At 34.7% G+C, this 23,447-nt stretch carries 22 protein-coding genes; 18 read left to right on the forward strand and 4 right to left on the reverse strand.

The window, feature by feature from the left end; translation table 11 throughout:
- The first annotated feature begins 10 nt into the window (after window positions 1-10).
- The 8 genes from F7O84_RS18325 (at window position 11) to F7O84_RS19545 (ending at window position 4,602) form a co-directional block, all read left to right on the forward strand.
- Entirely contained in the window at window positions 11-292 is a 282-nt protein-coding gene (locus F7O84_RS18325) for a KOW domain-containing RNA-binding protein (protein WP_151148531.1), read from the forward strand.
- A 57-nt stretch (window positions 293-349) separates the two neighbouring features.
- Window positions 350-568 carry a translation initiation factor IF-1 gene (infA, locus tag F7O84_RS18330; RefSeq protein WP_099470173.1) on the forward strand — a complete coding sequence of 73 codons (219 nt, stop codon included), beginning with the start codon at window positions 350-352 and terminating at the stop codon, window positions 566-568.
- A 124-nt stretch (window positions 569-692) separates the two neighbouring features.
- Window positions 693-806, forward strand: coding sequence for a 50S ribosomal protein L36 (gene rpmJ, locus F7O84_RS18335; protein ID WP_003497809.1), 114 nt, complete (start codon window positions 693-695; stop codon window positions 804-806).
- Window positions 807-1,223: 417 nt separating this feature from the next.
- Window positions 1,224-1,592: a 30S ribosomal protein S13 gene (gene rpsM, locus F7O84_RS18340; RefSeq protein ID WP_151148532.1), complete on the forward strand. Its 369-nt coding sequence runs from the start codon at window positions 1,224-1,226 to the stop codon at window positions 1,590-1,592.
- 166 nt (window positions 1,593-1,758) lie between these two features.
- Window positions 1,759-2,154, forward strand: a complete 396-nt coding sequence (rpsK, locus tag F7O84_RS18345) for a 30S ribosomal protein S11 (protein WP_151148533.1) — start codon at window positions 1,759-1,761, stop codon at window positions 2,152-2,154.
- A 16-nt stretch (window positions 2,155-2,170) separates the two neighbouring features.
- Entirely contained in the window at window positions 2,171-2,764 is a 594-nt protein-coding gene (gene rpsD, locus F7O84_RS18350) for a 30S ribosomal protein S4 (RefSeq protein WP_151148534.1), read from the forward strand.
- A gap of 236 nt (window positions 2,765-3,000) precedes the next feature.
- Window positions 3,001-3,960: a DNA-directed RNA polymerase subunit alpha gene (locus F7O84_RS18355; RefSeq protein ID WP_151148535.1), complete on the forward strand. Its 960-nt coding sequence runs from the start codon at window positions 3,001-3,003 to the stop codon at window positions 3,958-3,960.
- Between the two features lie 108 nt (window positions 3,961-4,068).
- The gene (locus F7O84_RS19545; protein ID WP_151148536.1) at window positions 4,069-4,602 is read left to right on the forward strand and encodes a bL17 family ribosomal protein; all 534 of its coding nucleotides are present in this window, start codon (window positions 4,069-4,071) and stop codon (window positions 4,600-4,602) included.
- Window positions 4,603-4,656: 54 nt separating this feature from the next.
- On the opposite strand, the gene F7O84_RS18365 is transcribed toward F7O84_RS19545, so the two are convergent.
- On the reverse strand, window positions 4,657-5,517 hold the full coding sequence (locus F7O84_RS18365; protein ID WP_151148537.1) for an AraC family transcriptional regulator: 861 nt from the start codon (window positions 5,515-5,517) through the stop codon (window positions 4,657-4,659).
- 171 nt (window positions 5,518-5,688) lie between these two features.
- Between F7O84_RS18365 and kduI the strand changes: the two genes are divergently transcribed.
- From kduI to F7O84_RS18390, 5 genes are all read left to right on the forward strand, one after another.
- Window positions 5,689-6,516 carry a 5-dehydro-4-deoxy-D-glucuronate isomerase gene (gene kduI / locus F7O84_RS18370; RefSeq protein ID WP_151148538.1) on the forward strand — a complete coding sequence of 276 codons (828 nt, stop codon included), beginning with the start codon at window positions 5,689-5,691 and terminating at the stop codon, window positions 6,514-6,516.
- Between the two features lie 136 nt (window positions 6,517-6,652).
- Complete coding sequence (locus F7O84_RS18375; RefSeq protein WP_151148539.1) at window positions 6,653-7,456, forward strand: gluconate 5-dehydrogenase; 804 nt, start codon at window positions 6,653-6,655, stop codon at window positions 7,454-7,456.
- Between the two features lie 289 nt (window positions 7,457-7,745).
- Window positions 7,746-10,382: a cation-translocating P-type ATPase gene (locus F7O84_RS18380; protein ID WP_151148540.1), complete on the forward strand. Its 2,637-nt coding sequence runs from the start codon at window positions 7,746-7,748 to the stop codon at window positions 10,380-10,382.
- A 217-nt stretch (window positions 10,383-10,599) separates the two neighbouring features.
- Window positions 10,600-11,205, forward strand: coding sequence for a hypothetical protein (locus F7O84_RS18385; RefSeq protein ID WP_151148541.1), 606 nt, complete (start codon window positions 10,600-10,602; stop codon window positions 11,203-11,205).
- A complete protein-coding gene (locus F7O84_RS18390; RefSeq protein ID WP_151148542.1) occupies window positions 11,198-11,512 on the forward strand; it encodes a hypothetical protein in 315 nt (104 codons plus the stop codon). The genes F7O84_RS18385 and F7O84_RS18390 overlap by 8 nt, the downstream gene beginning before the upstream one ends.
- 80 nt (window positions 11,513-11,592) lie before the next feature.
- Here F7O84_RS18390 and F7O84_RS18395 read toward each other — a convergent pair whose 3' ends face one another.
- The 3 genes from F7O84_RS18395 to F7O84_RS18405 are packed head-to-tail and all read right to left on the reverse strand — an operon-like array spanning window position 11,593 to window position 16,810.
- Window positions 11,593-13,389 (reverse strand): heparinase II/III domain-containing protein, encoded by a 1,797-nt coding sequence (locus tag F7O84_RS18395; RefSeq protein WP_151148543.1) that lies wholly within the window; start codon window positions 13,387-13,389, stop codon window positions 11,593-11,595.
- Between the two features lie 14 nt (window positions 13,390-13,403).
- Window positions 13,404-15,005 (reverse strand): response regulator, encoded by a 1,602-nt coding sequence (locus F7O84_RS18400; RefSeq protein ID WP_151148544.1) that lies wholly within the window; start codon window positions 15,003-15,005, stop codon window positions 13,404-13,406.
- Window positions 15,006-15,019: 14 nt separating this feature from the next.
- Window positions 15,020-16,810, reverse strand: a complete 1,791-nt coding sequence (locus F7O84_RS18405) for a sensor histidine kinase (protein ID WP_151148545.1) — start codon at window positions 16,808-16,810, stop codon at window positions 15,020-15,022.
- Between the two features lie 281 nt (window positions 16,811-17,091).
- On the opposite strand from F7O84_RS18405, the gene F7O84_RS18410 reads away from it, so the two are divergent.
- From F7O84_RS18410 to F7O84_RS18430, 5 genes are all read left to right on the forward strand, one after another.
- Entirely contained in the window at window positions 17,092-18,450 is a 1,359-nt protein-coding gene (locus F7O84_RS18410; protein WP_151148546.1) for an ABC transporter substrate-binding protein, read from the forward strand.
- 225 nt (window positions 18,451-18,675) lie between these two features.
- Entirely contained in the window at window positions 18,676-19,587 is a 912-nt protein-coding gene (locus F7O84_RS18415) for a carbohydrate ABC transporter permease (protein ID WP_151148547.1), read from the forward strand.
- Between the two features lie 94 nt (window positions 19,588-19,681).
- Window positions 19,682-20,443, forward strand: coding sequence for a carbohydrate ABC transporter permease (locus F7O84_RS18420; protein ID WP_151148651.1), 762 nt, complete (start codon window positions 19,682-19,684; stop codon window positions 20,441-20,443).
- 22 nt (window positions 20,444-20,465) lie between these two features.
- Window positions 20,466-21,626, forward strand: a complete 1,161-nt coding sequence (locus F7O84_RS18425) for a glycoside hydrolase family protein (protein ID WP_151148548.1) — start codon at window positions 20,466-20,468, stop codon at window positions 21,624-21,626.
- A 23-nt stretch (window positions 21,627-21,649) separates the two neighbouring features.
- Window positions 21,650-23,377, forward strand: a complete 1,728-nt coding sequence (locus tag F7O84_RS18430) for a DUF2264 domain-containing protein (protein WP_151148549.1) — start codon at window positions 21,650-21,652, stop codon at window positions 23,375-23,377.
- Window positions 23,378-23,447: the final 70 nt, after the last annotated feature.

Below are 23,447 nucleotides of genomic sequence, written 5' to 3' on the forward strand. Positions count from 1 at the left end.
GAGTAAAGGTATGGAACGATTTGAAGTTGGTATGTTAGCTCTTTCAAAAGCTGGACACGATAAAGGTGATTTATATGTAATAGCTAGGGTCAATCGTGATTATGTATATTTGGTAAACGGAGAGAACCATTCATTTGAAAAGCCCAAAAAGAAAAATGTAAAACACATACAAATCATAAAACATATCGACGAAAGCTTGCAAAAAAAGCTAAAAGAAAATAGCAAGATTCAAAATGAAGAAGTAAAACGAGTGATTAAGCTTTATTGTTTGAAAAATAAAAATGAGGAATAATCAAGTAGATATGCGTGTAAGCGCAATAAGAATTGCCATGGAAGGAGAATAAGATTAATGTCAAAGTCAGATGTAATCGAAATTGAAGGAACTGTTATAGAAAAGCTACCGAATGCAATGTTTCAAGTAGAACTTGAAAATGGCCATAAGGTTTTAGCTCATATAAGCGGTAAATTAAGAATGAATTTTATTCGTATTTTACCAGGAGATAAAGTTACCATAGAACTCTCACCATATGATTTATCTAAGGGTAGAATTATTTGGAGAGATAAATAGAAAACACTTGCTATTTATAAAATATAGTGTTATAATACAAAGCGAACTTTTTTTAAAATGCCCGTGTGTAAGTGCGCCTTTAAGGGGGTACGATGGGCTGCGCTGTGGAAAGGAGGATTTTACCATGAAGGTTAGATCATCAGTAAAACCTATTTGCGAAAAATGCAAAATCATTAAAAGAAAAGGTAGCATTAGAGTAATTTGCGAAAATCCTAAACACAAACAAAGACAAGGTTAATAAAAACCTATTTTGTTTTGTTTATGCTAAATTACAAAATGTGATTTTGCGTAACTAGAAGTAATACTTACTTCGAGTAACTTATTTTTTTAGTGCGGCTGCAGTGTGAACCACCTGGGTGTGTTGTTCATGCTGATATCATAGATTACAGACATACATGCCTGCCTGTAATTTTTGGAATGCAATGCGTTCCAAATGTGCAATTAAAATGTGAGATTACTCACGGTTATTGCTTTTAATACCGATATATTTATATCGGAAAGACTACGATCCATCTAATCGTAGTTGGATACTATATAGTATCTCAATTAGGGACAATATTAATACAGTAATAAAAACGAACGTACACATTTCAGACACTGTAAACAGTGGGCTACGAAACGCTTATTACTCAGAAGAAAATGGAGGAATATTCACATGGCTCGTATATCTGGTGTAGATTTACCAAGAGAAAAACGTGTTGAAATCGGTTTAACTTACATTTATGGAATTGGTAGAGTAAGTTCTAACAGAATCTTAGCAGAGGCAAAGGTTAATCCAGACACTCGCGTAAGAGATTTAACAGATGAAGAAGTAAAAAGAATCGCTGCTGTTATCGACGAAAGTCAGACAGTAGAAGGTGATTTAAGAAGAGAAATTGCTTTAAATATTAAGAGATTACAAGAAATTGGATGTTACAGAGGAATCCGTCATAGAAAAGGACTTCCAGTTCGTGGTCAAAAGACTAAGACCAATGCAAGAACAAGAAAAGGTCCTAAGAGAACTGTTGCAAACAAGAAAAAATAAAAAAGTGAGCACTTAACGAATGCAAGCTGCAAGCGTAGCATCAGTTTAGTACGAACTTGTTATGGATTTCTTAGTGAAGTGAAGCAAAGCAAATGGAACATAGAAATTGCATAACTACCTTTCAACAAAATAAATTATAGAGAAAAGAGAAAGTAGGTTAGTTTAAATGGCTAAAAAAGTTACCAAAAAAGTGACAAAAAAGCGTGTAAAGAAAAACGTTGAACGCGGACAGGCACATATTCAGTCATCTTTTAACAATACAATTGTTACTTTAACAGATGCTGAAGGAAATGCTTTATCATGGGCAAGTGCTGGTGGTCTAGGATTTAGAGGTTCAAGGAAATCTACTCCATATGCAGCTCAGATGGCAGCTGAAACAGCTACAAAGGCAGCATTAGTACACGGACTTAAGACAGTTGATGTAATGGTTAAAGGACCAGGATCAGGAAGAGAAGCTGCTATTCGTGCACTTCAAGCTTGCGGTCTTGAAGTTACCAGTATTAAGGATGTAACTCCAGTTCCACATAACGGATGTCGTCCACCAAAACGCAGAAGAGTCTAATAGGAGGTGTAATGAAATGGCAGTAAATAGAGTTCCTGTTCTTAAAAGATGTAGATCACTTGGCTTAGAGCCAATTTATTTGGGAATAGATAAAAAATCAAATAGAGAACTTAGAAGAGCTAACAAGAAGATGAGTGAATACGGTCTTCAACTTAGAGAAAAACAAAAAGCTAAATTTATTTATGGTGTACTTGAGAAACCTTTCCGTAACTACTACGAAAAAGCTGATAAAATGCGTGGTATGACAGGTGAAAACCTTATGGTTTTACTTGAAAGCAGATTAGATAACGTAGTATTTAGAATGGGATTAGCTAGAACTAGAAAAGAAGCTAGACAGATTGTTGGCCATAAGCATGTATTAGTAAATGGCAAAAGAGTGAACATTCCTTCTTATTTAGTAAAAGCAGGAGATACAATTGAAATTAGAGAAAAGTCAAAAGGCTCTCAAAGATATAAAGATATCTTAGAAGTGACTGGATCAAGATTAGTTCCTGAGTGGATTGATGTAGATCAAGAAAACTTAAAAGGTACTATCAAAGAACTTCCAAATAGAGAAGTAATAGATGTACCTGTAAATGAGATGCTTATTGTCGAATTATATTCAAAATAATATCTTGTTTTACATTCATGGCAAGTGGATCTTTTACAGATTCAGCTTGTATATTTACAAGGGTTAAAATACATCTTAGCCTTAAAGTGCAAAGCGCTTTAAGGTTAATGATTTTATTGAATAATAGGGGAAATTATGTGTTTTCCTATTTTCAATAAGCACTCCATGCAGGAAGGCTTTTTCTTAAGTATTTTTCACCCTCAATACTATATAACCCAAAAAGGAGGGGCTTTGTAGTGTTCGATTTTGAAAAACCAAAAATTGAGATTGCTGAAATCTCAGAAGACAAAAAATATGGAAGATTTGTTGTAGAACCACTTGAGAGAGGCTATGGTACTACTCTTGGTAATTCTTTAAGAAGAATTATGCTTTCTTCATTACCAGGAGCGGCTGTAACTCAGGTTAAGATTGAAGGCGTTTTACACGAATTTAGCTCAATTCCTGGCGTTAAGGAAGATGTTACAGAGATTATCATGAACATTAAGAGCTTGGCTATTAGAAATAACAGTGACACTAACGAATCAAAAGTCGCTTACATTGAGTTTGAAGGCGAGGGAGTAGTGACAGCTGCAGATATTCAGGCTGATTCAGACATCGAGATTCTTAATCCAGATTTAGTAATTGCAACCTTAAACGGTGGAGCAGACAGCAAATTATTTATGGAACTTACTATTAATAAGGGTAGAGGCTATGTTAGTGCTGACAAGAATAAAAATGATGATTTACCAATTGGCGTGATTGCCATTGATTCCATTTATACTCCTGTTGAGCGCGTGAATTTGACTGTCCAAAACACACGTGTAGGTCAGATAACAGATTACGATAAGCTTACATTAGATGTATTTACGAATGGAACGTTAGTTCCAGATGAAGCGGTAAGTTTAGCTGCAAAAGTATTAAGCGAGCACTTAAACCTTTTCATTGACTTATCAGAAAATGCAAAAACAGCAGAAGTAATGATAGAAAAAGAAGATAATGAAAAAGAAAAAGTACTTGAGATGAATATTGACGAATTGGAACTTTCCGTTCGTTCTTATAACTGCTTAAAGAGAGCTGGAATAAATACGGTTGAAGAATTAACCAACAGAACTTCAGAAGATATGATGAAAGTTCGTAATTTAGGACGTAAGTCACTAGAAGAAGTTCTTGCAAAACTGAAAGAACTTGGATTACAGTTAAATCCAAGCGACGAATAAGTTGAAGTGACTTTGGTCACAGATGATACAATTTATGGATTTATAGCATTTAGTTAGTAAGACCGATGAAGCATAATTAAATGTTCCACAAATGGAGGTAAAATTAAAATGGCAAAATATAGAAAGCTTGGAAGAACTTCAAGTCAGAGAAAAGCATTAATCAGAAATCAGGTTACTAACCTTTTAAACAATGGTAAAATCGTTACAACTGAAGCAAAAGCAAAAGAAATTCGCAAAGTAGCTGAGAGCTTAATCGCATTAGCAATTAAGGAAAAAGATAACTTTGAAGAAGTAACTGTGAAAGCTAAAGTTGCTCGTAAAGATGCCGAAGGCAAAAGAGTAAAAGAAGTTGTAGACGGAAAGAAAGTAACTGTTTATGATGAAGTTGAAAAAATGATTAAAAAAGATAAGCCTTCTCGTTTACATGCAAGAAGACAAATGCTTAAAGTTCTTTATAGCGTAACAGAAGTAGTAGACGGAAAGAGAAAGAACGCAAAAGAAGTTGATTTAGTAGCTAAGTTATTTGATGAAGTAGCTCCTAAATGTGCAGCTCGTACCTCACAAGGTGGATACACCAGAATCGTTAAGATTGGACAACGTAAAGGTGATGCTGCTATGGAAGTATTGTTAGAGATTATCTAATAAATTAAGCGAAAGCTTTTAGAAAAACCACAGTATGATTCATACTGTGGTTTTTTAGCTTGAACTATACTGTGAGTATTTCTTTGGTGAAATTCCAACAGCCTTTGTAAAAGCTTTGAGAAAATTACTATAATCATGAAAGCCACTTTTTTCACATACTTCCGTCACGCTTAAGCCAACATCTAGAAGAGACTTTGCAATACTAATTCTTCTCGCGGTCAAATATTTATTAATAGTAGTTCCTGTCTCCGCCTTGAAAATCCTGCAAATATAAGATTCACTCAAATAAAAATTATCTGCAAGAGATTTTATTGTAATCTCGTTGTTAATGTTCTTATTGATATATTCAAGAATCTCCGCAACTTGACTATTGTATTGATAATTGTCGTTAAACCCCTCCAAATCACATTGCGCCCGAAACTGGCTGTTAATCATAACAAGCAACTCGCTAAAGGTAGTTTGTTCTAATACATCACTTCCAAAACCAGATACACTAGACATTTTGTGAATATAATAAATGAATCGTTGCTGTTGTTCTTTGGTTAATTCAACTCGATGAGAAAAATCACAAGTACGGTGTGTAAAACAGTAGTCTAAATTCGTCTCTGGTGTGGATAAGTGCTTAATATAATCTGGATAGATAGAGATTATAATTCGCTCATGCACCATAGAATCAATTTGATCTAAATAGTGACTCTCGTATTGATTGATAACAAATATATCACCAGGTTTAATATCATAATATTTGTTATCGATAAGAAATCTCTTCCCGCCTGTTACGGAATAATAAATCTCATAACAATCATGAATATGCATCGCCATAGGTTTTTCTTCATTATATAAATGTGCAATGGCAAAACGTTTTGTTTGCAAGCACTCTGCAATGGATTTTCTACAAGACGTAAATTCTATCATAATAACACCCCTTTCCATAACGATTATTTTGTGCTAAGGTTAAACCTAAGCTAATTATATTACATTAGTTCAAGATTTTCAAGTTTTTGGCCAATAAGTGCAAAGAATTTGCTAATTTTGTATGTTATACTGTTTATATGAAAAATATATTAAAAGAAAGGAAGTAGAGAAATGGAACTTAGAACAGCATCATCACCTAAAGATGTAAAACACTACACCACAGATCGATTAAGAGAAGAGTTTTTAATTCAAAATTTATTTGTGGCTGGAGAGATAAAGACAGTGTACAGCCATATCGACCGTATTATCACAGGAGCTGCTGTACCAGTAAAACCATTGGTGTTAACAGCAGGGGATGAAATTAGGGCAGAATACTTCTTACAAAGAAGAGAGCTTGGTGTTATTAACATAGGTGGTAAAGGTACAATCATGGTAGATGGAACTACTTATGAGCTTGAATATAAGGATGGAATGTATATTGGTATGGGAGCAAAAGACATTACTTTTGCAAGTGTGGATGAAGCAAATCCTGCTAAATTCTACTTTAACAGTGCTCCAGCACACAAAACCTATCCAACTGTACTTATTAAACCAGAGGATTGCGTTAAGGTTGAATTAGGAAGTATGGAAGAAGCAAACCACAGAGTAATCACAAAATACATCCTACCTGGACAGGTTGAAAGTTGTCAGTTAGTTATGGGAATGACATCTTTAAAACCAGGAAGTGTTTGGAATACTATGCCATGCCATACACATGATAGAAGAATGGAAGTATATTTGTATTTTGAATTACCAGAAGATGCAGTCATATTCCATTACATGGGTGAGCCAACAGAAACAAGACACATTGTAATGAGAAATGAAGAAGCGGTTATTTCTCCAAGTTGGTCAATACACTCTGCATCAGCAACAAGAGCATATACATTCATTTGGGGAATGGTTGGAGAAAACCAAGACTTTGATGATATGGATGCCGTAGCGATGAAGGATATTAGATAGTTAAAAAGCTTACGCTTTATGTACCATAATAATTGAAAACGCACATTGTGCTTTCAATAAAAAAAGTAAGAAAAACACATTGTTTTTTCTTTGACAATTGTAACTACAGATTCAAATGATTATAGGAGGATTAAAAATGTCAATATTAAATAACTTTTCATTAGAAGGTAAAATTGCACTTGTAACAGGTGCTTCATACGGAATTGGTTTTTCAATTGCAAGTTCGTATGCAAAAGCAGGCGCAACAGTTGTATTTAACGATATAAAACAAGAATTAGTAGACAAAGGTATTGCTGCATATAAAGAAGCTGGAATTACAGCTCATGGATATGTATGTGACGTAACAAACGAAGAACAAGTAAATGCAATGGTCGCACAGATTGAAAAAGAAGTTGGTGTAATAGACATTTTAGTAAACAATGCTGGAATTATCAAACGTATTCCAATGGTTGAAATGTCAGCAGCAGATTTTAGACAAGTAATTGATGTAGACTTAAATGCTCCATTTATCGTATCAAAAGCAGTAATTCCATCTATGATTAAAAAAGGACACGGTAAAATTATAAACATTTGCTCTATGATGAGTGAATTAGGACGTGAGACAGTTTCTGCTTATGCTGCAGCAAAAGGTGGACTTAAAATGCTTACAAAGAATATTTGTTCCGAATATGGTGAATTTAATATCCAATGTAATGGTATCGGACCTGGATATATTGCAACACCTCAGACAGCACCATTAAGAGAAGTACAAGCAGACGGTTCTAAACATCCATTTGATCAGTTTATCTTAGCAAAAACGCCTGCAAATCGTTGGGGAGAAGCAGAAGATTTAGCTGGTCCAGCAGTATTCTTAGCTTCTGATGCATCTAACTTTGTAAATGGACACATTCTTTACGTAGATGGTGGTATTCTAGCTTACATCGGAAAACAACCTAAATAATATAAATAATATAAATAACAATTCAGCCATGCATAGCCATTTAAGCTTGCATGGCTGAACTTTTTCATAAAGACATGCATAATGCCCTTGACATAAATAATTTACTTTGATATCATATTCACACAAAAGGGAGTAGCTAGTATCCTAACGTGGTATGTGCGATGTCGTCAGTACGATTACCTAGAGTAATCCGTATCGTAACTAAGTAGCAAGACTTTTGTTGTAACGTAACAACGTGCAACAAAAGTATTGCTACTTTTTGTTGCAAGGAAAAATAAGGAGGTCACCCATGAGTGAGTTTTACTTGAAGGACAAAGAAGAGGTATTAAAGGAACTGGGAAGGGGAGAACAAGGATTAACCTCCAAAGAGGCTGAAACCTTACAAAAGCAAAAAGGTTACAATGAGTTGGTAGAAAAGGAGAAAAAATCTGTTATACAAATTTTTTTAGAGCAGTTTGCTGATTTTTTAGTCCTTATTCTAATTGCCGCATCTGTTATTTCAGCATTTTTGGGGGACGTAGAAAGTGCTTTGGTAATAGGGATTGTAATTACAATTAACGCAATACTTGGAACGGTTCAACATCAGAAAGCGGAAAAGTCTTTAAACAGTTTAAAACAGTTATCCGCACCAAATGCTAAAGTATTAAGAAACGGCGATACGGTTATTCTACCATCCAGAGAGGTAGTAGTTGGAGACGTGGTTTTATTAGAAGCAGGGGATTATATATGTGCAGATGGTAGAATCATAGAGAATGCGAGCCTAAAAGTAAATGAAAGTGCATTAACAGGAGAAAGTCTTGCCGTTGATAAACAAGACATTACAATTACAAAAGAGGTTCCACTTGGAGACCGAATAAATATGGTGTATTCTGGGAGTTTTGTCACCTATGGTAGAGCAAAATTTGTTGTAACAGATATTGGAATGGATACGGAGGTTGGAAAGATTGCAACCCTCCTAAAGAATACGGCAGATCGTAAAACACCATTACAGATTAACTTAGATCAGTTTGGTAAAAAGCTATCGATTGTAATTTTAATTGTATGTGCTTTGCTATTTGTGATGAGTGTCATCAAGGGGGATTCTGTTATTCATGCATTTATGTTTGCAGTAGCACTTGCGGTAGCAGCAATACCAGAAGCGCTAAGTTCTATTGTTACCATTGTACTTGCATTTGGTACACAAAAAATGGCAAAAGAGCACGCAATTATAAGACAATTACAGGCAGTTGAAGGACTTGGAAGTGTATCAGTGGTATGTTCTGATAAAACAGGTACTTTGACACAAAACAAAATGACAGTCATTGATATTTTTGTTAACGAAACAAACAAGGATGTTAAGAATGTATTGTTTGATTTAGAACTAGAAAGAAAACTTCTTGTATATAGTGTTCTTTGTAATGATGCAAGTAACGTAGACGGGGTAAAAATTGGTGATCCTACGGAAATTGCTTTGGTAGACTTAATGGAAAGAGGAAATAGCCAAGGAGAAAATGACTTTGGATCAGTAACACAGGTAAGAGAAAAATATCCTAGAATATGTGAGATTCCTTTTGACTCAGACCGAAAGCTTATGACGACGGTTCATCAGATTGATGGAAAAACCATAAGCATAACAAAAGGTGCCGTTGATGTTATTTTAGAAAAAGCAATAAGCATTGAAATGAAGGATGGAATCCGAGAAATCACTAGTGAGGATAAGGAAAATATCTTAGAAATGAATCATACCTATTCTTCTGAGGGGCTAAGAGTTCTCGCCTTTGCTTACCAGGAAGTTGAGGAATCAAAGGCTTGTAAGGTGGAGGAAGAAAATTTAATTTTCCTTGGACTTGTATCCATGATGGATCCGCCTAGAGAAGAATCAAAGGCTGCAGTGGAAGAATGTAAAATGGCAGGAATACGTCCAATTATGATAACAGGAGATCATAAGATTACAGCGTCAGCAATTGCAAAACAGATTGGAATATTAAACGATGGTGATAGAGCCGTAGAAGGTGCAGAAATTGATAAGCTATCAGATCAAGAGTTAATTAATTTTGTCGATGATGTATCGGTATATGCCAGAGTATCACCAGAGCATAAAATTAGAATTGTAAAGGCTTGGCAAGAGAAAGGAAATATCGTTGCTATGACAGGTGATGGTGTAAATGATGCTCCCGCATTAAAGCAGGCAGATATTGGCGTAGCAATGGGTATTACAGGCACAGAAGTTGCAAAAGATGCGGCTAGTATGGTATTAACCGATGATAATTTTGCTACAATCGTAAAAGCGGTTGAGAATGGTAGAAATGTATATTCCAATATAAAGAAATCAATCAAATTTCTTCTATCAGGTAATACCGCTGCCATTATAGCTGTAATATACGCTTCCTTAGCAGGCTTAGCAGTACCATTTGCACCAGTTCATTTACTGTTCATTAACTTGCTAACAGATAGCTTACCTGCCATTGCATTAGGACTAGATCCTCATTCTGTGGATGTAATGAAAGAAAAACCTAGACCAAAAAATGAATCGATTTTAACAAAAGATTTCTTACTTGGCATTTTATCTGAAGGACTTATTATTTCTATCATGACAATGGCAGCATATTATGTTGGATTAAAAAATGGTACGACCGAAACAGCTAGAACAATGGCATTTGCTACCTTGTGTCTGTCAAGATTGGTACATGGTTTTAATAGTAAATCCAAAAAGGCAATTTTATTTAAAAAGGAAATCATCAACAACAAAGAGTTATTTGGAGCGTTTTTTATTGGATTTATATTATTAAATGCCGTGTTATTAATACCAAGTTTAAGTGGTGTATTTGAAGTAGCACCATTGACAACACAAATGCTATTTACAATTTATGGACTGTCAATCGCGAATTTGTTTGCCATTCAGGCAATGAAATGGGTAAAAGTGAACATTTTAAAAGTTGACCAATAAGTAACTAAAATTTATAACGCCAGCCTTGAATAGCTGGCAACAATGAAACGTAAGCCGAAAGTATTTCCTTTCGGCTTATTTCATTCATAGATTGTAGAAATTTCATAGAAATTCACTTTTTTGTTTATTTTTGAAGATATATGTTGTATGATAAAGAAAAAAATGGGGGAAATACTATGAGATTTACACTTAAGAAAAAAAAAGAGTAATTATTATTTTGGTAGTATTAGCTTGTAGTTTGGCCTATATTGCATTGGCATTCTTTGTAATTCAAAAAGCTGTAAGTGTACAGATGAAAAATGACGGCCAGACGTTGGTAACAACAATCAAAAGAGAGTTAATTCAAAATAATGTTACACAGTTGAAAGATATACAGCAAATATTTAAGGAAATTAAGCAAATGAGTAATGGAAATATAAGTGATATTTCTCTTTCAGATGCAACCTCCAAAGTATTTCTTACAGATGAAGAAATACTAAAGGGGACAGACGAACAAGTAGATGCAGTATCCTCTGCAACACTTGGCAGTGAAGTCATAGATCTTGTTCAAACGAAAGAGACTTCAGGTGATTTCCTTACCATGCCTGATGGTACCAAGGTATATAACATTTCAACAAATTATGAATACAATCAAGAAGCTTGCTCCTTAAATATTGGAATTTCGCTAATTAGCATGAATCAAGAAATACAATATGCTATTTTAGAAATGGGTATAATAGGAATCATCATTATGGTAGTTGCCATCTTATTAGCCATTATTCCAACTACGAAAATAATACGGCCAATACTTGCTATGTCAGAAGATCTTAGAAACAGTGAATAAAACGACGTTGGCCTCTAAGGAAGCGGAAGAATCCTTTGGTAACATTGAGAATGCAATTCAAGACATTTCGGGGCAACTAGATACCATGGTTTTGGATATCAAAGAATTGCATAATGGAAAAGAAGAGGCTGTTCATGTAATGAGGGACATCTCCTCTGTAGCACAGCAATCCAATGCTTCTACGGAAGAAATAGCAGCTTCTATGGAATGTCAAAATGAAGGATTAGCAAGCATTGCTGAATCGACAAAGCAACTACAAAATATTTCAAGCGAATTAGATAAATTAATATCTACATTTGAAGTGTAAGAGTATAAATTATTTGATACAGAAGTTTATTAATAAATAAAGCAGTGACAAACGAAACAGACTTCGATTGTCACTGTTTTTTAATTGATTTGTAGGGTTAGATAATCATGCTTTGCTGTTATTTGAATACGATAGATTTCATGCTTCCATGTACCTTGCAATCTTTTGTCTGTAATTGGAATTTCCTCCACAGTAATTTCTTTGGCACCTGATACATGAACACTCGCCAAATCCCCGACAAAAAATAATTCATTCGAAGTAATGCTTGGTTTTTCATAAGTCATCAAATTACTAACGACATGTTTACAGCCAGCCCAAGAGTCTTCAATAAGGATATATTTATTCCGAATAAGAGATACGCTTCGGTTATAGTATTCTACGTTATTAAGCGGATAAGCAGGGCTAATATCCATAGAAATTAAAGCGATTTCCTTTTCAATCTTTGTGTTGACGTGAATTGCTTTATACTGCTTCCCATCTTTTTGCATAGTAGAGTCAATTTCGGGAAGATTGTGATAGGAAGACTGCATCGTCCATATCTCATATCGCTTCGCTGAAAATGTTTTTTTGCTATAACTTTCTACTCCTACATCAATAAAAAGTGGCCTTTTATTCTTGTAAATCGTAAAACTTCCCGTATCATTATGGTTATGACTGTCATTGTTATCCCCAGACTTTACTGCAAGACATGTAGTATTATCGTGCGCTTTGAAAAGTCCAACACTTTCATAATAAATATCTTTGTGTATAATCTCACCACTCGTATCATAAGAACGCATTTCGTCCTGTGTTAATGCAGATTGTATGCGGTAAAAAAGATTGATTTCCATAGGTAAAAGCGGATTTGGATCAGATTTAAAATCCTGTGCTGCAAACTTCATAAGTTGTCTGTCTAAAATTCGCTTTCCAAACAAAAATTCTCTAGCCCCAGCACGTCCCGCAATTGGGGAACAATCTGCAAAATTAATATAGTATTCATCATCCACATGAACATTCAGAATGTAGAGAGCCATGTTTTTGATTTTGTCACAAGAATATAACGTATAAAAGTGATTGTTTGTTACCGAGTTTAATACCTCCATTGCATTAAAAAGACATAAACCGGCATGCCTATAATATTGAGCGCCTTCGTCACAGCAACCATCCTCCCCATAGTCCTTTAAAAAAAAGTCAATGCTTTGACAAGCCTTTAGGAAAATCTTTTGTTTATTCTGAGAGGATAGAGGGGATAAAAAAGCAGTAATCAATATATTTTGTGTACACCAAATTGTCCAGTTACACATAGGCTCATCACCGTTACCCATCCACCAAAAATGCGTAGTAAGATATGGTGTTAGTATTCTTTTTTGTAACTCACTCTCGATTCGTTTGGTTATGGTAGCACTGATTTGATTTAGTTTTTTCCCAAGAAGATAACTTATGGTGGCAAGTAAGGCTCCTGTTTCACAAGCAAATAAATCAAGAACTGGAAAATCAGAATCTGGTAAGATAAGTTGAGGGGTATCTCGTATGTAACTGTTATGGGCAGGAAGCTGCCAGGCACTTTCCTCACACAGAGAGAAAATTCCATTTATAATAGAATCCATAAAACGTCCGCTTTTTTCAATGCATTCAGCCATTACAAGCGCATTTAAGGCTCTTCTTTTGTTAAAGTAAAGTTCTTCATAGTCAACACGATTTCCTGTTCGTGTAAAGGCCATAAATGAAGTGGCAGATAAACCATGAAAGGCAAAGGTAAGGTGTTTTTCCCCAAGAGAAATGATTTCTCTTTGTAAAGCAGAAGATAGATTCGTACAGTCTAATTCTCCTTTTTTTAAAGAAAAGGGTTGATAGGTAAGTAGAGTATCTTGATAGGTTAATGCAAGTTCATAAAACATGATATGTCTCCTTTTTATATTTGCTGAATATATTCTCTTGGGGAAACGCCCTCAATCTTTTTAAATACCTTACTAAAATAAAATGCGCTTTCAAAGCTTAATTGGTCAGCAACTTCATAAACCTTAAGATTTGAATCTTTTAACAATTCCTTTGCACGCTTAATTTTGGCTGTATTAACGTAATCGGTAAAACCAATTTCTGAATTCTTCTTAAACAAGGCACTCAAATAATTTGGACTAATACCAAATACAAAAGCAATGTCATTTAAGGTTAATTTCTCCTCAATATGAGAATTGATATACTTTTGAACATTTATAATTATATGATTTTTATAAGAGGATTTTCGTTCTTTCATTTTTTGACAAAGTCCATCTCGAAGAACTAAAAGCCAATCTATGACTTGTGAAATATTGGTTTGTCGGTAAATAGAGCGATACCCATCAGGTGCATCTTCAAAAATTTCTGATATCATAACTTCTCCTTGCGGTAACAAAGAAATTGCAAGATATAATATATTGCAAGCAGCATCAATTGCTTGTAAGTATGCAGTTGGATAAGATTCAAACAAGCTACATAATTGTGTGAAAATATCATATAAAATCTCTGTGTCCATTTCTTCGAAGGCAGTAATGATATCCTTCTTAAACAACGATATATTAAATGCATTCTTAACAGGGGCATTATTTTGTAGTTGGTCAAAGAAATTAATCGGTTGCTTTTGGGTTGAAAAAGAAGCAATCTGTCTGGCATCTTGATAAGAATCGGCAATCATAAAGGCAGAGTCATATATTCTTCCAACGCTTGATAGGACGGAAACATTAAAATACTTATAAACCATTTCAGAAGAATTATGAAGTGTCTCATATATGGTATCAAGAGCCTTATTATCATTATGATCGAGTAAAAATATAAAGCAAAAGTGTTTTAAGTCTAACGAAAGAAGAAAACATTCCATATGTTTATCTGCAATCTCTTTCATCATTTGGATGGTACTGTCATATAGACTTGCCTGTTGATTGGAAGACATAGTATCAGTATCAAAACCATGAATGCAGCAGTATCCAACGGCATAATAGGGTGCATCAAAATCAATATGCAAATCATTTACAAGCAAATCAAATTCCTGACGGCTTTCAAACAGGTTATGGAGTAATCGCATGAAGAATTTATCACGTAGTACCTTAAAGCTAGGCAATTCTACATTTGATTCTTCCATATCGGATAACCTTTGTAGGTGACGCAACTTATCGAGTGCCTTTTGTATGACATCAAGCAAGGTGGAGGCATCAAGCTCAAGCTTAATTAAGTAATCAAGTACTTGGTATTTCATAGCCTCTTTAATCAAGGCAAATTCCTCATAACTGGTTAATATAATGAACAAAGGAAGTTCACTATGTTTTTCTTTGCATTTAGCAATTAGCTCCAATCCATTCATAACAGGCATCTTAATATCCGTTAGAACAATCTCAGGAGCAAATTCTTCTATTGCAAGAAGGGCTTCTTGTCCATTAGAAGCCGTAGCGCAGATATTAATTCCTAATTCCTGCCAGTTAAGCATGGATTTTATTCCAATTTGAACGAGTGGTTCATCATCTACAATTAATAAATTAATCATATCGTTATACTCCTTTAAACAACGTAAGGAAGTGTAATATGCATCTTCGTATACTCCCCTAGTGTACTTGTTATTGTAATTCCATACTGTTCTCCAAATTCATATTTTAGACGGCGATTCACATTACTGATGCCAATTTTTTTAAAGAAATCAGAAGTGTCATGATTTTCTTTTGAAAAAAGGCTTTTTGCTATTTGCTCTTTTGTCATACCAATCCCATTGTCCATAATTTCAACCGAAATTTCACTCAAGTGATTGGTCGTGATTGTAATTATAATTTTACCAGTTCCTCCCTTTGGCTCAATACCATGAAACAATGCATTTTCTACCAAAGGCTGTAGTGTGAAGCGAAGAATTTTACAATCATAAACCGATTCATCAATTCTATATTCTATAGATACAGCTCCACCATAACGATACTGTTGTATGATAAAATAGTCTTTTAGTAAAGTTAATTCTTCATCTATTGTAATAAGTTGTGTTGTACTCTTTGATATATTTTTCATCAAACGTGCAAGTGAAGTGATCATTTCTGCAATGCCTTCGGCTTGTTGTATGGTTGCCATCCATTTGATGGAGTTTAATGTATTGTAGAGAAAATGTGGATTAATTTGACTTAGTAATATTTGATATTCTAAATCTTTTTGTTGTTTTTCATCCTCAATTCTTTTGTCCATTAAAAGTGTAATCTCTCTGGAAAGATGATTGATGCCCCTACCGATTTCGCCAAGTTCATGTTCCCATTCAATGGAGGCATCATAGGAAAAATCACCAGCTGCGATATCGCCAAGTTTTTTTCTTATTTTTGTAATAGGACTATTTACCGTCTTATTAAAAAACATAATTAATCCAATTCCAAGTCCAACAAGTAGCAATAAAATTAAATAAATAAAAAAATGATAGTATTGTCTTTGTTGGAACAATTCTTTTTTGGATAGACTCGAAGATAAGTACCAACCTTTTAACGAGGCAGGACAAGAAACCATAATACGATTTTGCGAGGTAGGAGTGTCTGCCAAATACACTAGAGTGTCACGATTGTTCGCTACATTTTCAAGTGCATTTTTTTTAACAAAGGAATCAACTAAAGTAATGGTATCCTTTTGGATTTCATAGACCTTATCCCAAATCGTTAAATACAAGGAACTATCGCTGGGCAAATTATATTCAGCGAAATAACTGGTTATGATATCAGCTGATATACCAATGTAAACAAAGCCAACTACCTCAGTACCATGACTATCCAAAATGGGTCGTATGATAGGAATAATTTTTGCATTTCCTTTTGTATACGGTTGAAAAGGGTTATCAACAATGCCAATCCACTTAAATCCGTCATATTCAATAAGAGTATCAAAAAAGCTACTTTCTTCTACAAGATCAGAAGCATTCATTTTACTACTTGCAACGGTAGAGACAAGCTGTAAGAACTTACCATTGTTTTTTGCAATTACAACTCTTTCAATGAACTTTTTGGATTTATTATTATTATATTCTTCATTTAATCGCTTAAAAGCGTTAAGAGATATCAATTTATCATCTTCTTCCTCAAAGGTCAGATAGGAATTGATGATATTATTCGAACAACACCATCTTGTAAAATAAATTAGTTGATTCATGTCATTTGATATGGTATCAGAAACCAACTGAAGATTGAATTCTGTTGAACGAATAAGATTTTTTTGTAAAAAGGTTTGAAAAATATAAAAAAAGATCGAGACTATTACAATGGAAATTACTAGCGCATAGAGAAGGGTTAGCGTAATAATTCTTGCTTTTATTGATGTTATATATTTTTTTATCATTATTAAAATCAAGTCCTTCCATCTATAATCTTACAAGTTTGAGCCTAAGCCTATATCTAGATTATACTATAAAATTGCACGAACAAGGTAGGAACGTAAAATATTACGTAAAATAGTAATATTTTATAGGTTTGCATGAAAACAGATAAACTTATACTTGAAATACAATGGAATAGTGAATAAATTATTAGAAGATTACATGTATTTATGAAAGTATCTTCGGTATACTCATAGTACAGTAGATAAATACTACAAAATGTTTTAAAACAAGGAGGAAGAATATGAGAAATAAGAAGTTTTATGCTTTGGTACTTGCTACTACTATGGTAGTTGCATCTTTGGCAGGATGTGGGTCATCCAAAGAAAGTACAGCAACAACAGATACAAAAGAAAGTACAACCAATGAATCAAGTGAAACTACGGATCAAGCAAGTACTTCAACGGACGAAGAAGTTACACTTACTTGGGCATTATGGGATCTAGAGCAGACAACTTATTATCAGCCACTCATTGATGCATATGAAACGGCTAATCCAAATGTAAAGATTAAAACCCTTGATCTTGGATCAACGGATTATATGACAGTATTAGCAACACAGCTAACAGGTGGTGATAGCACCATAGACGTGGCTACAATCAAAGACATCCCAGGTTACGCTACTTTGGTAAATAAGAATCAACTTGAGCCATTAAATGACTTTATTACGCAAAATGGTATTGATACAAAGGCTTATAGCGGTATTACCGATCAGATAACAATTGATAATAATCTTTATGCATTGCCATTTAGAAGTGATTTCTGGGTTGTTTATTACAATAAAGCATTGTTTGATGCAGCAGGTGTTGATTATCCAACCAATGATATGACATTTGCACAATACGATGAATTAGCAAGAAAAGTATCCAATGATAAAGCTGGAACAGAAAAAGTATATGGTGCTCATTATCATACATGGAGAAGTGCAGTACAGTTATTTGGTATCCTAGATGGTAAGAATACAATTGTAGATGGAGCTTATGATTTCTTAAAACCATACTATGAAATGGTATTAAACGAACAAAAAGATGGAATCTGTCAGGATTATGCAGCTTTAAAAACAGCAAGCTTACATTATTCCGCAGCATTTTATCAAAATCAAGTGGCTATGATGAACATGGGAACATGGTTTATTCCAACTTTAATTAAAGCAATCGAGTCAGGGGAATCACAGGCAACGGAGTGGGGCATTGTAAAGTATCCTCATGCTGATGGTGTGGAACCAGGTTCTACGTTAGCAACCATTACTTCTTTAGCAGTAAGCAAAGCATCTGAAAATAAAGAAGCGGCACTTGATTTTGTTAAATTTGTTACTGGAGAAGAAGGTGCTGCAATTATTGCTAATACAGGTACATTCCCAGCAATCATGACAGATCAAGTAATTAATACGATATCTTCAATTGAAGGATATCCAGCAGATGATACTTCAAAGGTTGCGCTTCATACTGCAAACACATACTTAGAAATGCCAGTACATGAAAAGAGTTCTGAGATTGAAACAATATTAAATGATGCACACGATAATATTATGACAGGAAACATTACGATTGAAGATGGTATTAAAGAAATGAATGAACAGGTAAGTGCTGTTCTTGGTAAATAAGTATTTATACTCAATTGAGTAAAATTTATAACTGAAGTGATATGTCACTGAAACATTGTTTGGACGGACAAATTGTCCGTCCAAATTTTAAGAAATAGAAATGAAAAACAAGTATATACTAAAAAGTTATCTTGTTTGTAGTAGCACATGAATTAGAAAACAAGCGATATTGCTTTTATATATATCAAAAAAAGGAGGATAAGCCAATATTGGCTTCACACGAATATGAATGAAAAGAAAAACAGTGGAAAAATGATGTCTCGGCAAATGAAAAAAAATCTAGTTGCCTACTCCTTTATCCTTCCAAACTTTTTAGGTTTTGCAGTATTTACTCTTGGACCAGTTATTTTTGCTTTAATATTGGGGTTTTTAGAATGGGATGGAAATAATCCGATGGTTTTTGTCGGGCTTTCTAACTTTAAAGAGCTATTTGCAGATAGTCGTTTTAAAATAGCCTTATGGAATACAATTACATATGTAATAGGTACCGTTCCGCTTACATTAGTAAGTGCACTTGCCTTGGCGGTGGTATTAAACCAGAAGGTGAAAGGAAGAAATTTCTTCCGAACCGTCAGCTTCTTTCCTTATGTAGCCTCTTTGGTTGCGGTTGCAGCAGTATGGAATATGATCTTTAATCCAGCAAATGGACCAATTAACATGCTTTTATACAAGTTAGGAGTATCAGCCGATCATTTACCAGGCTGGGCAGCTGATAAACACTGGGCAATGATTACGGTAATTTTATTTAGTGTGTGGAAGAATATGGGCTATTATATGGTGATTTATCTAGCAGGTCTTCAAGGGATTTCAGGAGAGCTATATGAAGCAGCAGGTTTAGATGGTGCCAATGCGTGGCAAAAATTTAAAAACATTACTTGGCCTATGCTTTCACCAACGACCTTCTTTGTTATTATTATGTTAACTATTAATAGCTTTAAAGTGTATGATCAGATGTACATGATTACGCAAGGAGGACCTGGTACTTCCACATTAGTTTTAGTCTACCATATTTACAATGTAGCCTTTAAAAATTGGGATTTAGGTTATGCAAGCGCAATTTCAATGGTTCTTTTCTTATTAGTATTGATAGTTACCATCGTTCAATTTAAGGGCGAAAAGAAATTTGTAAATTATTAAATTGGATAGGAGGAAAGAAGCCGTGGGAAGTCAAAAAAGAAACACAATCAAACAGATTTTATTATATAGCGTACTTATCATCATAGCACTCATTATGCTATTGCCATTTGCATGGATGCTATCTGCTTCCATTAAATTTAACAAAGATGTATTTACATTTCCAATTCAATGGATACCAGATCAGCCACAGTGGAGTAACTATATCAAGATATGGACTAAAATACCGCTGTTTACGTTTATTAAGAATACAGCCAAATTAACCATAATTGTAACGATATTGCAGCTATTAACAAGTAGCTTTGCGGCATATGCTTTTGCAAAGTTAGATTTTAAAGGAAAAAATGCATTATTCTTAGGATACATTGGAACCATTGCAGTTCCTTGGCAAGCATATATGGTACCTCAGTTTATGATGATGCGTTCCTTCAATTTGAATAATACACATTTAGCAATTATTTGTTTACAAGCATTTTCTGCATTTGGAGTATTTTTAATGAGACAGTTTTATCAAAGTATACCAGATGAACTATGTGAAGCAGCAAGAATTGATGGAATGAATGAATATCAAATCTATGGTAAATTAATGCTTCCTTTGTCAAAGCCAGCTTTGTCTACTTTAACGATATTTACATTTGTAGGAACATGGAATGACTTTTTAGGACCAATGCTTTATTTAACAAGAGATGAATTAAAAACCATTCAAATAGGGCTTCGTATGTTTATTACGCAGTATTCAGCGGAATATGGCCTTATTATGGCAGCATCGGTAGTTATTTTAATTCCTGTGTTAATTGTATTCTTATCACTACAAAAATACTTTGTAGAAGGTATTGCATCAACTGGTATCAAGGGATAATATGAGATAGGAGGGTGTTGATATGTTTGAACAAAACTTAAAAATTACAGATCAAGAAGTGGTAGAAGCACTTGCTTTTTGTACAAAGCAAATCCTACATAATCTAAAAGACTTTACCTATCAATTTCAAAATGCTTACAGTGAGAATGGTTTTTACAAACCGATTGAAAATAACTACTGGACAACAGGATTTTGGACAGGTGAAATATGGCTTGCTTATGAATTTAGTGAGGATGAAAGGTTAAAGGAAGCAGGAAAGATTCAAATTGAAAGCTTTTTACACCGCATTGATGAAAAGATAGAAGTGGATCATCATGATATGGGATTCTTGTATTCTCCTTCTTGTGTTGCTGGCTATAAGCTAATTGGAAGTGAGAAAGGAAAAGAGGCAGCAATCAAAGCCGCCGACCAACTGATTACGAGATTCCACCCAGTAGGTGAATTTATTCAGGCATGGGGAGCAATGAATGAACCAGATAATTATAGACTTATTATTGATTGCTTATTAAACCTTCCCTTGCTATATTGGGCATCGGAAGAAACAGGAGAGACAAAATACAAAGAGATTGCAGAAAAGCACATTCATACAGCAATTGCCAATGTCATTCGTGAGGATTTTTCCACATGGCATACGTTCTTCTTTGATATGCAGACAGGAAAGCCGCTACGTGGTGCTACTTGCCAAGGCTATCGTGATGGGTCTGCTTGGGCGAGAGGTCAGGCATGGGGAGTGTATGGAAGCGCGCTTGCCTATAAATATACTGGCAGAAAAGAATACATTACGATTTTTAAAAATGTAACAAGATATTATTTGGAACATCTGCCAAAGGATATGGTTCCTTATTGGGACTTGGAGTTTACGGATGGTTCGAGTGAACCGAGAGATTCTTCTTCTACCTCCATCGTTATCTGTGGCATGCTTGAGATGGCGAAGTATTTGGAGCAAGAAGAAGCAAGTTATTATATCGATTTGGCAAAAAAAATGATGAAATCTTTAAAAGATAATTATGCGGTAAAATCAATGGAGGAATCGAATGGATTGGTTCTTCATAGTACGTATTCAAATCATTCTCCTTATAATACCTGTAATCATTATGGAGTTGATGAGTGTAACTCTTGGGGAGATTATTTTTACATGGAAGCATTGACTCGTTTGCATAAAGATTGGGATTTGTATTGGTAAAAAGAACCAGGTTGGAGGAAGTTATGAGGTTAGATAGCAAAAAGGATTTTCAAGACTTACTTTTAAGCATTGTAAACCCATTAAAGCCGTATTATAGTGAAGGAAAAACGGAACTTGATTTAGGAAATACTGCTACTAGCTATGATCAAAAAGCGATTAAAATGGAAGCTTTTTCAAGGCCACTGTGGGGCTTGGTACCTCTATGGGCAGGGGGTGGCATTGATAAGGAATTTGAAGAGATTTATCGATTGGGATTAGCAAATGGAACCGACCCAAATCACAAAGAATACTGGGGTGGCTTTCGTAAGTTTGACCAAAAGTTTGTAGAAATGGCTGCAATATCGTATGGATTGATTCTTACCCCTGAAAAATTATGGGACCCACTAAGTGAAGAAGAAAAAAACAATTTGGCGAAGTGGCTTTATGGAATCAATGAAAACCAGTTGCCGATTTGCAATTGGATTTTGTTTGCTGTCTTAGTAAATGTTGCATTAAAAAAATTAGGAATGCCTTATGATAAGGAAAAATTAGAATATTATTTAACAGGCGTAGAAGATTTTTATCTTGGAGATGGTTGGTATCAAGATGGTGACTCTGGACAAAAGGATTATTATGTGTCATTTGCAATACACTTTTATTGCCTTTTCTATGCCAAAGTGATGGAAAAGGAAGATGCCACACGTGCAAAGCTTTATAAAGAAAGAGCAGAAATCTTTGGCAAAAGCTTTCTTTATTGGTTTGATGAAGAAGGGGCGGCTCTTCCGTTTGGGCGTTCTCTCACATACCGTTTTTCTCAGGTAAGCTTTTGGTGTGCTTGTATGATTGCGGATGTGTATCCATTTCCAATTGAAGTATTAAAAGGACTGATTGTAAGACATCTAAAGTATTGGATGTCAAAACCAATCTTTGACAGAGATCATATCCTGACGATAGGTTATGGTTATCCAAACTTAATAATGGGTGAGCGCTACAACGGACCAGGTTCTCCTTATTGGAGCTTAAAGACCTTTGCGATGCTAATGTTACCAGAGGAACATCCTTTTTGGAGCGCAAAAGAAGCCGCCCTACCAAAACGAAATGAGCAGGTTTTACTAAAATATGCAGATATGTTGATACGTGATTACAAAGGACATACCACTGCTTTTACCCCTGGAAAGTACAGTCCAAATGGTCATGGACAAACGCAAGCAAAGTATGGGAAGTTTGCCTATGATACAAGATTTGGTTTTAGCATTGCAAAGTCCTCTTTTGAATTACATGAAGCGGCACCCGATAGTATGCTTGCCTTTGTAATCAATGGGTATGTATACGTAAGAAGAATCAGTGAGACCTTTGTGGTAGAAGAAGATAAGGTAATTGCAACTTGGTCACCATATCAAGGGATTCAAGTAGAAACCACTCTAATACCAACAGCCAACGGCCACATCAGACAACATGTAATAAATAGTGAAGTCGATTGTATTGCATATGATTGTGGATTTTCGATTCCAGCAGAGCCTATGAACGACTTGGTTCAACAAAAGGATAAAAATGTAGTAAGGGCTTACTCTTTTATTGGAGGTTGTAAGATGATTGGAAGATGTAAAATGAATGAAGAGATGAAAGAGGGAATGGGAGAAATCATCATAGCCGATCCAAATACGAATCTTTTATATGCAAAAACAATCATACCTGCAATGAAGTATCAAATAAGAAAGGGAAATAGTTGGCTGGAGACAAAGTTAGAATTAATAGATCATAAGAAAGAATAAGCAAAGCAGCTCATCTGATTGTAATAAAAGTAAAACAGTAGAATAATTCTTGACAAAAGTCATTATACCA

The sequence above is a fragment of the Candidatus Galacturonatibacter soehngenii genome, assembly GCF_008830185.1.
GTDB classification, from domain to species: Bacteria; Bacillota; Clostridia; order Lachnospirales; family Lachnospiraceae; genus Lachnotalea; species Lachnotalea soehngenii.

Bases quoted from the DNA above. Each gene is read 5' to 3' on its own strand.
- F7O84_RS18325 (WP_151148531.1), top strand. From the start codon at position 11: ATGGAACGATTTGAAGTTGGTATGTTAGCTCTTTCAAAAGCTGGACAC.
- infA (WP_099470173.1), top strand. From the start codon at position 350: ATGTCAAAGTCAGATGTAATCGAAATTGAAGGAACTGTTATAGAAAAG.
- rpmJ (WP_003497809.1), top strand. From the start codon at position 693: ATGAAGGTTAGATCATCAGTAAAACCTATTTGCGAAAAATGCAAAATC.
- rpsM (WP_151148532.1), top strand. From the start codon at position 1,224: ATGGCTCGTATATCTGGTGTAGATTTACCAAGAGAAAAACGTGTTGAA.
- rpsK (WP_151148533.1), top strand. From the start codon at position 1,759: ATGGCTAAAAAAGTTACCAAAAAAGTGACAAAAAAGCGTGTAAAGAAA.
- rpsD (WP_151148534.1), top strand. From the start codon at position 2,171: ATGGCAGTAAATAGAGTTCCTGTTCTTAAAAGATGTAGATCACTTGGC.
- F7O84_RS19545 (WP_151148536.1), top strand. From the start codon at position 4,069: ATGGCAAAATATAGAAAGCTTGGAAGAACTTCAAGTCAGAGAAAAGCA.
- F7O84_RS18365 (WP_151148537.1), bottom strand. From the start codon at position 5,517: ATGATAGAATTTACGTCTTGTAGAAAATCCATTGCAGAGTGCTTGCAA.
- kduI (WP_151148538.1), top strand. From the start codon at position 5,689: ATGGAACTTAGAACAGCATCATCACCTAAAGATGTAAAACACTACACC.
- F7O84_RS18375 (WP_151148539.1), top strand. From the start codon at position 6,653: ATGTCAATATTAAATAACTTTTCATTAGAAGGTAAAATTGCACTTGTA.
- F7O84_RS18380 (WP_151148540.1), top strand. From the start codon at position 7,746: ATGAGTGAGTTTTACTTGAAGGACAAAGAAGAGGTATTAAAGGAACTG.
- F7O84_RS18395 (WP_151148543.1), bottom strand. From the start codon at position 13,389: ATGTTTTATGAACTTGCATTAACCTATCAAGATACTCTACTTACCTAT.
- F7O84_RS18400 (WP_151148544.1), bottom strand. From the start codon at position 15,005: ATGATTAATTTATTAATTGTAGATGATGAACCACTCGTTCAAATTGGA.
- F7O84_RS18405 (WP_151148545.1), bottom strand. From the start codon at position 16,810: ATGATAAAAAAATATATAACATCAATAAAAGCAAGAATTATTACGCTA.
- F7O84_RS18410 (WP_151148546.1), top strand. From the start codon at position 17,092: ATGAGAAATAAGAAGTTTTATGCTTTGGTACTTGCTACTACTATGGTA.
- F7O84_RS18415 (WP_151148547.1), top strand. From the start codon at position 18,676: ATGAATGAAAAGAAAAACAGTGGAAAAATGATGTCTCGGCAAATGAAA.
- F7O84_RS18420 (WP_151148651.1), top strand. From the start codon at position 19,682: ATGCTATTGCCATTTGCATGGATGCTATCTGCTTCCATTAAATTTAAC.
- F7O84_RS18425 (WP_151148548.1), top strand. From the start codon at position 20,466: ATGTTTGAACAAAACTTAAAAATTACAGATCAAGAAGTGGTAGAAGCA.
- F7O84_RS18430 (WP_151148549.1), top strand. From the start codon at position 21,650: ATGAGGTTAGATAGCAAAAAGGATTTTCAAGACTTACTTTTAAGCATT.